The 3,674-nt window shown below is 44.5% G+C and carries 3 protein-coding genes and 1 pseudogene; all 4 read right to left on the bottom strand.

All coding sequences use genetic code 11. The annotated features are described in order from the left end of the window. Nucleotides 1-487: pseudogene (locus tag EAG18_RS21895) on the bottom strand (bifunctional tetrahydrofolate synthase/dihydrofolate synthase); the annotation flags it as partial. Nucleotides 488-513: 26 nt separating this feature from the next. Continuing rightward, nucleotides 514-1,389, bottom strand: coding sequence for an acetyl-CoA carboxylase, carboxyltransferase subunit beta (gene accD, locus EAG18_RS21890; RefSeq protein ID WP_125254460.1), 876 nt, complete (start codon nucleotides 1,387-1,389; stop codon nucleotides 514-516). Between the two features lie 134 nt (nucleotides 1,390-1,523). Beyond that, entirely contained in the window at nucleotides 1,524-2,318 is a 795-nt protein-coding gene (truA, locus tag EAG18_RS21885; RefSeq protein ID WP_125254459.1) for a tRNA pseudouridine(38-40) synthase TruA, read from the bottom strand. A 146-nt stretch (nucleotides 2,319-2,464) separates the two neighbouring features. Beyond that, nucleotides 2,465-3,674: FimV/HubP family polar landmark protein (locus EAG18_RS21880; RefSeq protein ID WP_275557368.1), on the bottom strand; the 1,210-nt coding region annotated here is incomplete at its 5' end.

The raw sequence follows: 3,674 nt of genomic DNA, 5'->3' as shown, positions 1-3,674 counted from the left end.
ATGCAACAGGCATCACGATATTTGTAGCATCATTGCGCCCACCTAACCCTACCTCTAACAGTATATAATCAACATTACAACGCTTAAAAATACTTAACGCACCCAAGGTGCCAAACTCAAACTGAGTGAGCGAAGTATCGCCACGCGTATCGTCAATTTGCTTAAAGGCATCGATATGATATTGCTCGTCGAGCTCGACACCATTAACTCTGACACATTCTGTATATCGAATTAAATGAGGAGAAGAGTAAGTTCCAACAGAAAAGCCTTGATTAAGCAACAAAGCTTCCAAACAACGCGCTGTGGTACCTTTACCGTTTGTACCACCAATCAAAATGATTTTACTGAATGATTCAAGCAGACCGACTTGCTCAGCAACTTGAGTAATTCGCTCAAGTCCCATGTCAATCGTGGCGGGGTGAATAGCTTCTAAATAACAAAGCCAATCATCAAGGCATGATGATTGGCTAGGCTGTTTAACTGTCATGGTTTGAATAGCTCAATCTGAAAAATTTACGCTACTCTATGCTCTTGTTCAGTAGAAGGCAAGTCCATAAACTTAGCTAAGATACGCGCTAACGTATCACGCATTTCACGACGGTCAACAATCATGTCGATGGCACCGTGCTCAAGTAAAAACTCACTACGTTGGAAACCTTCTGGTAGCGTTTCTCGAACCGTTTGCTCAATAACGCGAGGGCCTGCAAATCCTATCAATGCCTTAGGCTCAGCAACGTTAATATCCCCAAGCATAGCAAGTGATGCAGAAACTCCACCCATTGTAGGGTCTGTCAATACAGATATGAATGGCAACCCACGTTCACTCATCTTAGCCAATGCAGCACTCGTTTTAGCCATTTGCATAAGCGACATCAACGCCTCTTGCATTCGAGCACCACCTGAGGCTGAAAAGCAAATTAACGGCATGTTGTGTTCAAGACAAACGTTAACTGCGTCAACGAATCGAGCACCTACCACCGATGCCATAGAGCCACCCATAAATGAGAACTCAAAAGCAACCGCTGCTACAGGAATACCTTTAACTCGACCTTTCATCGCTACAAGTGCATCTTTTTCGCCACTGGCTTTTTGCGCTTGAACAATTCGATCTGAATACTTTTTGGAATCTTTAAACTTGAGCACATCTTTTGGTTCATGCTCTATTCCCAGCTCTTGACGATCTGCATCATCTAAAAAGCTTTCAAGGCGCTTACGTGCTGTGATACGCATATGATGATCACACTTAGGACACACACTTAACGACTTTTCTAATTCTGCTTTGTATAGGATTGAATCACAATCTGTACACTTCGCCCAAACCCCTTCTGGGATCTCTTTTTTACCAGAAGATTTCGTGGTTTTAGGTAAGATCTTTTCTAACCAACTCATTTGCAACTCTCTATCGTGCTTTATTCTGTTCCGTCAGCAAAGACAGACATCTTTTCCCAATTAAATCATGATTTAGCTATAGGTGATATAAAAAACTGGTCTTAAGAGTATAAGGTAGTACCTAAATATGACCGTTATACTAGCGCTTCCGGCAAAAATAGAGGCCCTAAAGGCATTTTTTCTATCTGCCACTGCTCAGGGTAATCTACGTCAACCAAATAAAGACCATTAGGTTTTGCCGTCGCACTTGCTAGCGTACGATCTTTTGCAGCCAATAATTCAGCCATCCAACCTGGCTCTTGCTTGCCAACACCAATATCCAGCAAACACCCTGTTATATTACGCACCATATGGTGTAAAAACGCATTGGCTTTAATGTCAATGACGATATATTTACCTACGCGTTCCACTTCTAAGTGATGGATATTACGAAATGGCGTATTAGATTGGCAATGTACTGCCCTGAAGGATGTGAAGTCTTGTTCTCCAATCATGGCAGGACATGCCGCTTTCATTCTTTCTACATCAAGTTCATGATGGAAGTGCGTTACACCGCTGCGTAAAATACCTGGTCGATATGTATGATTATAAATGACATAACGATAACGACGAGCAGTTGCAGAAAAGCGTGCATGGAACTCTGGGTGTACCTCTTTAGCAAACCGAACGGCAATATCATCAGGGAGCTGTGAATTCATACCCAATGTGAAGGCACTCATGTCTCGAGCCGACTCAGTATCGAAATGAATGATCTGCCCAGTAGCATGAACACCAGCATCTGTGCGCCCTGCGCAAGTGATCTCAACCGGATGATTACAAATATTCGAGAGCGCTTTTTCTATTTCTTCTTGGACACTGCTAACGTGGCTTTGTCGCTGCCACCCACTGTAATTTGCCCCATTGTATTCAATGCCTAACGCTACTCGCATACTATTTCTATCGCAACCTATAACAAAAACACCATTTTATGCGATTGCTGGCTTTAATTAAAGCGCTGAAGTGAAAACCAGTACCTGCCAAAAATACATCTTTTTATTTGGCAGGCCTTAAGGTGGCAGCCTAATCACCGTTTCCGCTAACTAGTAAGGCTAGATTTAAGCGCTTTAGCTTCTGCTTGAACAGAGTCAGGACCATTGTCTATCACGTCGTCCAGCGTAGAGATTGCAGAATCATAATCTTGGATCTCAATATATGCTTTGGCTAAGTCCAGTTTGGCAGAAAAGCCCTCGTCTTCTAAATCAACATCAGTGGTGTTTTCACCCGCCAGTAACTCATCAAAGTCACCTAGCCCAACATCCATATTCGCACCAACATAAGGCTCTTCATCTGAGACTAAATCATCGCTTTGCTCCAGCAGCTCCTCTATTTCCAAGTAGTCACCCTCACCAATCTCTTCCGTAGGAGCGTCTTGAGGGTCATGGGCTTCGAGTTCATCTTGCAATAAGCTATCAAAATCAACTTCAAAATCTTCACTATCATTGGTGTCGAAGGTAGCTGGTTCATCAAGTTCACTCAATAGTGCATCAAAGTCCTGTTGAGTAAAATCGGCCATAAATTCTTTTTCAATTTCGGCTTCATCAACCTGCGGCACTTCAACTTCCGAGTCAGACTCACTTAGCAATGTATCAAGTTCGTCCCCATCAGCCAGTTCAGTGATCACCTCTTCAAACGGAGCAGTTTCGTCATTTATGAGGTCTTCTTCGTCAAGCGTGTCTGACGCTAACTCAACTTCGTCTTCAAGTAACGTGTCTTCATCAAAGTCAGCTTCTAGCTCTGGGAGTAGCTCCGCCTCATCGTGCGCAGCGTCTTCGTCAAGTGCAGTTGGCACGTCAGGTCCTGGTGCTTCTTCGGCTTCGTCCTCAAGTAACGTTTCGTCTTCAAGTAACGTGTCTTCATCAAAGTCAGCTTCTAACTCTGGGAGTAGCTCCGCGTCATCTTGCGCTGCGTCTTCGTCAAGTGCAGTTGGCACGTCAGGTCCTGGTGCTTCCTCGGCTTCGTCCTCAAGTAACGCTTCGTCTTCAAGTAACGTGTCTTCATCAAAGTCAGCTTCTAACTCTGGGAGTAGCTCCGCGTCATCTTGCGCTGCGTCTTCGTCAAGYGCAGTTGGCACGTCAGGTGCTGGTGCTTCTTCGGCTTCGTCCTCAAGTAACGCYTCGTCTTCAAGTAAAGTATCTTCATCAAAGTCAGCTTCTAACTCTGGGAGTAGCTCCGCGTCATCTTGCGCTGCGTCTTCGTCAAGTGCAGTTGGCACGTCAGGTCCTGGTGCTTCTTCGGCTTCGTCCTCA

Origin of the sequence: Pseudoalteromonas sp. J010 (assembly GCF_003934235.1) — a bacterium.
GTDB lineage: Bacteria > Pseudomonadota > Gammaproteobacteria > Enterobacterales > Alteromonadaceae > Pseudoalteromonas > Pseudoalteromonas peptidolytica.
Note: the sequence above shows the minus strand (reverse complement) of the source record. Positions and strands in the feature narration are given on the sequence as shown.

What these genes read in the sequence shown, in the direction of transcription:
- accD (WP_125254460.1), bottom strand. Translation starts at nt 1,389, where the DNA reads ATGAGTTGGTTAGAAAAGATCTTACCTAAAACCACGAAATCTTCTGGT.
- truA (WP_125254459.1), bottom strand. Translation starts at nt 2,318, where the DNA reads ATGCGAGTAGCGTTAGGCATTGAATACAATGGGGCAAATTACAGTGGG.